This window comes from Flavihumibacter sp. CACIAM 22H1, from assembly GCF_001601815.1.
Lineage (GTDB): Bacteria > Bacteroidota > Bacteroidia > Chitinophagales > Chitinophagaceae > Flavihumibacter.
The window spans coordinates 1-5,063 of the sequence record NZ_LUKG01000138.1; the positions used below are offsets into that span (position 1 = coordinate 1).

The window sequence follows — 5,063 nt, forward strand, 5'->3', positions numbered from 1 at the left end:
TTTTAATATAGGTTAAAGGCGCATTATTCGATGCAGACTAAACAGGATAGCCTCCTTTATTTAGGTTTCCGTAATTTTTTGTATAAATCGATTTTCCTTTTTCAATATCGAAAAGGTCTTTTTGTTTGAACGTATTTTTTGTTACTTCAGACTTTTTTTTCAGACAACTCTTTTATTCCTTCTTGAAGGTTCTTTAACGAAATTGCGATGTCCTCTACTAATGAGGAAAAATCAAGTAGTCCTTACTTATCCTTTTTCTGACTTATGCCAAGCTTAATTTTTTCTTCTTCGTTCCACCATTTGTCAATTATCCAAGAGCTTTCCATGGGACCTGTAAAGTTTGTAAATGGAAATACTTTAGATCTTTTATCTGTATTAATTTTAGCAAATTTTTTTTATTGCCTTTGAAAAAAGAATATAAAGTGATCGCTTCGCATAAATCATCCTGGTCAATATCAAATCTATAGACATCTCGACTTTCGCCTATTAAAAGAGAACCTGGATGGTTTTCTACTTTGGACCACAAGCTTTTACCGCTGTACGCCGCCTGTTTTTTGCAGTCTTGCTCACTTAATCTTCAACGCAGGGGAGCAGTTTGTGGACAAATACCTGAGAATATGGTTGAACATGCAGGTCCCGCTGGTAGGCACTGCTAATGCTCATTTGGCTGCTTACATTGAACTGTTGAGCCTGCAAACCAGGATTTCTATTTTGCCAGGCTGCTCCGGAAGGGTAAGCATTAACAGGTTATTTACCAGGGCCGTTTCCGTGGGTGTTTTCTGAGGGTTGGTAAAATAGGTATGCAATTCGGGCTCTGTTAACTGAATGGTATTTGGTCCTACACGCAACAGGTCGGAAAGCATTTGTTGCAGGCATACTGATAATTGCAGGGCTGTTAATACAAAGGGCTGATCTGTTCTGATATAACTTCGCTTCAGCAAGGATAAAGGCCCCAGTACCCGGATACTCTCATTTGGGGTACCTAAAGCCGGATCCGGCGTCCAGTCCTTCGATACATTTTTTTTGCAACGTATATCCCCGTATATGATCAATGGAATTATGCAGGTATCGCCCTTGGTTTGTACCCAGCCGAACTTACTTGCCACAATTCCGTCCATATAAGAGACCATGGAAATATGTTCTTTTTGTCGGCACCGTTCTGCATCGATGATATACGGTAGTTTTTTGCCACTGGTGAAAGCGATGGGATTTTCAATTTCAGGCTGGCCTAACTCCACTGTTTCCTCCTTTGTAAATGCATGGTAAATGGGACGGATGATTTCCTTTACAACCGGCTTATGTATTTCCTGCGAATCTCTCCTGTTTTCCATTATCTCATTGTTATCAATCAATTGTATGGTGGAGTAGAGGATGTCTTCATTCAGGCTGATCCTGGCCAGGCTGCTGATTTCCTGTAGTTTTTGTTTGGCAAAGGAAAACCATTGTCGCATGTTATTTTTTATGCCGGAGTTATCCGTTTCCAGCTCAATATCATACGGCACATGTTGCAAAGATAAATTAGGTCCCAGCCATACCCGTTCTTTTCCCAGATACCGAAGCGCAGAATGAATGATGGCAAGCGATTGCTGGTAGTCGTTTCTCCAGATATTTTTACCATCTACAATACCCAGTGATAAGATCTTGGTGGTTTTGACAAACTGCTGGTTAAAAAACTCAGCCAGTAGATCGGGGTTATTAACCAGGTCGATATGAATTACTTTTACCGGAACCTTAATTAAAATCGGTATGTTTTTTTTAGGCAGTTTAAAATAGGTTGCCAGAATAATGGTGAGAGCAGGAAACCGTTTACTCAGTTCCTTATAAACATGGTTTACCAAGAGGCTGTCAGCTGCCGATAGCTCTGTTCTGAAACAAGGTTCATCCAATTGCAGGTACTCCAGTTCAAGGTGATCCAACTGCTGAATCAAGTCTATATATTTCGGAAGCAGGTTGCCGATTAATTCCATCCGGTGAAACCCGGTTTCTACTTCTTTGCCCAATAGTAAAAAAGAAATGGGCCCCAGCAAAACCGGCTTGGGGGTAAATCCCATTCGCTTTGCTTCTTTGAATTCCTGGATAATTTTCCAGGGTCTCAGCTGAAAATGTTGGTTTTCCATGAATTCCGGAACGATATAATGATACATGGTATCAAACCAATGGCTCGCTTCCATGGGTTCAATAAATTTATGCTGGTCAAAATATCCGTTTGCCATGGCAAAACCCAGGTCCAGGTCGGGGTAGGCAGTATCGAAGCTGAGTTCGCGAAATCTTTCCGGTATAGCCCCAAATAAAATACAGGTATCCAGCACCAGGTCGTAGTACGAGAAATCATTACAGGGAATGAGCTGAATGCCTGCCAGCTGTTGTTCTTTCCAGTTTTCCAGCCGAACTGATTTTGCCTTTAGTAAAAGTTCTTCCTGTTTGATCTGTCCAAGCCAGTATTTTCTATATGCAGTAAGGTAGTCAAGTTGTTTTCCTATTCTGGGGTACCCAATATTGTGCGTTTTCATAGCAATGGTGCAGGAATTGACTATTTGGTGGCAGTAATAAAAAAGTCCATACAGCGATCCGTAACATGACTGAGGAAAAAATTGGAATGATGCAGGGAAGCCGCCAGCCCGGTGTTTTTCCTGTAGAGTAATTGGCGGTTAATATTGTTAGCAATATTGTAGGGAAGTTGCAATAACCTGGCAGGAAGCCTGTATTGCAGGTTGAGCAGATCCCAGCGGGTTATCCGGTCAACCTGTGCTTTGTTTTGGTAGTAGTAATTCATTACAGCCTGGTCGCCATAGATACCCTGAATGGAAAAATGCTCAAAGATCGACTCTATAAGTTGCTGCATGGTTAACGGCGTGTATTCCCGCACATGGTAAGGATTCCTGGTGAGTGACATCAATTTGTTGGGTGTGGTCAGGTATAACCTGCCTCCTGGTTTTAAAATCCGGTAAATTTCCTGGCAAAGCCGTACATCGTTTTTGATGTGTTCAATTACCTGGAAACAGATCACTGTGTCATAGGAATTGCTACCTACGTTTTTGAGGTCGGGTAAACGAGACCTGAACATGGAGCAGCCTTTTTTTAACTGGATGGATGGCGGCAGGAATTTATCTACTCCTATATAAGCGGTACAGTTACCTGATAAATTGGTGATACCATATCCGTTGCCCGATCCTAATTCAATAACCAGCGGGCCGAGTTTATGCCGTATATGTTCATAAGCGAACTGGTGCCTGGCTGTAATGTAATTTCCAACGGATGAAACATTTTCCGTTCTCTCTGCGGTTGCTAAAATGGCGTTCATACAGAAAATTGATTTTAAGTGAGACACCACTGGCTTCGTCTACCCTATGTGGCGCTTTTTAATAAAATCAAAAAATCGTGTTAATCCATTTTTGCAGAAATAAATAGTTGATTTACAGTAGATAAGAAATTGTTATAATGTATATTTAATAAATTTGAGAAAAATATTGCCGGGTACATAGGGTTGGTCAGTGTTCTTGTGTCATAACTCTATACCCTATTTATTTATTCAATCAGTTCGCTTGCATAGTTTGGGAATTTCAGATGTAGAGATCAAAGAGGCATTTATGGAACATTTTGTTTCATTGCATCGCTATGCCTATACCCTGGTAAGAGATAGTGAAAAAGCAAAGGATCTTGTTCAGCAGGTCTTTGTCAGGGTTTGTAAGAATAAGGAACAAATCACGATTGAACATTCCATCAAAGCCTATCTATTCAGATCGGTGCATAATTACTGCATTAACTCGCTGAATAGAGACAAAACCTTCGACCCGCTGGAAACAATCAGTAAGCCTGCTTTTGCGGGGTTGGGGCAGCATAGTATTGAAGTAAAGGAATTGAGGTTATCTATTCAACGTGCACTGGAAAAACTACCCCCACAATGCAAACAGGTATTCCTATTAAGCAGGGATTCTGGAAAAACCTACCAGCAGATTTCACAGGAATTGAATATATCTGTTAAAACAGTGGAAGCACATATTTCAAAAGCACTTAAATCATTAAAACAGGACCTGAATGAATTAATCTGATTTCGACAAATGCAATAATTTTAAAAAGATGAATGACTATTTACACCTATTGTCAAAATACCTCTCCGGCGAAGCAAGTCCTGAGGAAGCTATGGCTTTGGATGAATGGGTGAATGCATCACCGGAAAACAAAACCACCTTTGAAGAGTACTTTAAACTGTATGAAGCAGCAGGCAGACCCGGTTATACCTTGCCCGATACCTCAACCGCCTGGTCTGCAGTTGAAAAAGGAACTCGAACCGGTTTTGGAAGAGGGTCCGCAGGCTTTTACCTGATCTCTGCTGCGGGTATATCGGTACTCTTATTAGGTGGTGTTTATTTTTTCACCAGAACTGCCGGCGATAAGGGCGGTGAAAAGGAACCTGTACCCGTATTGCCTGCTACCGAACAGGTTGCCGGGGAAAACAGGGATAGTAGCGGGCAAACGCAAAAGGCGGCTGAAACGGTTTCCTTCGATAAAAAAAGACTGGCAGTTTTTTCGTTCAACAATACCCGTTTAACAGATGCCTTGCAAGAAATTGAGCAGGCGTATGGAGTTTCCATTAAGGTGCCGGATAAAAAGTTTAACAACTGTTTTGTAACCGCCTATTTCGACCATAAAGAACTGGAGGAGGTTATGAGTGTATTATCCTTTACACTGAAATTTAACTACCAGGCCGATAAAGATGGAAAAAACTATCTTATTTTTGGCGATGGGTGTGAATAAACTATTGTTGTTCTTCTGTTCGCTGCTCTTCTTACTGGTTGGAACAAATTCAGTGCTTGCCCAATCGCTGACGGATCTAAAAAAATCAAAACTTAATCTATCGGAAAGAATTTCACTCGACTCACTTACACATCTTATTCACCAGCGCACGAACATAAGAGTTTCCTTTAACTCGCGGAAAGTTAAAGGCAGCCAAACCATCTATTTTCGTACAGGCAGTTATTCGGTGTATGCCGTTTTGGAGCGGATGAAAATGCAAACTTCGTTGAACTGGCAATTGTATAAGTCCTATGTAATTTTCCAGGTAC

General features: G+C 41.1%; 5 protein-coding genes. 3 read left to right on the forward strand and 2 right to left on the reverse strand.

Going from position 1 to position 5,063, the window contains the following annotated elements; genetic code table 11:
* Window positions 1–671: 671 nt before the first annotated feature.
* Window positions 672–2,510, reverse strand: coding sequence for a hypothetical protein (locus A1D16_RS21070; protein WP_290713471.1), 1,839 nt, complete (start codon window positions 2,508–2,510; stop codon window positions 672–674).
* Window positions 2,511–2,530: 20 nt separating this feature from the next.
* Window positions 2,531–3,301, reverse strand: a complete 771-nt coding sequence (locus A1D16_RS21075) for a class I SAM-dependent methyltransferase (protein WP_290713474.1) — start codon at window positions 3,299–3,301, stop codon at window positions 2,531–2,533.
* Between the two features lie 241 nt (window positions 3,302–3,542).
* Here A1D16_RS21075 and A1D16_RS21080 point away from each other — a divergent pair, with 241 nt between their 5' ends.
* From A1D16_RS21080 to A1D16_RS21090, 3 genes are all read left to right on the forward strand, one after another.
* Window positions 3,543–4,049: an RNA polymerase sigma-70 factor gene (locus A1D16_RS21080; protein ID WP_290713476.1), complete on the forward strand. Its 507-nt coding sequence runs from the start codon at window positions 3,543–3,545 to the stop codon at window positions 4,047–4,049.
* Window positions 4,050–4,077: 28 nt separating this feature from the next.
* On the forward strand, window positions 4,078–4,755 hold the full coding sequence (locus A1D16_RS21085) for a DUF4974 domain-containing protein (RefSeq protein ID WP_290713479.1): 678 nt from the start codon (window positions 4,078–4,080) through the stop codon (window positions 4,753–4,755).
* A partial coding sequence (locus A1D16_RS21090; RefSeq protein WP_290713482.1) for a hypothetical protein occupies window positions 4,748–5,063 on the forward strand: 316 nt, incomplete at its 3' end. The genes A1D16_RS21085 and A1D16_RS21090, both read left to right, overlap by 8 nt.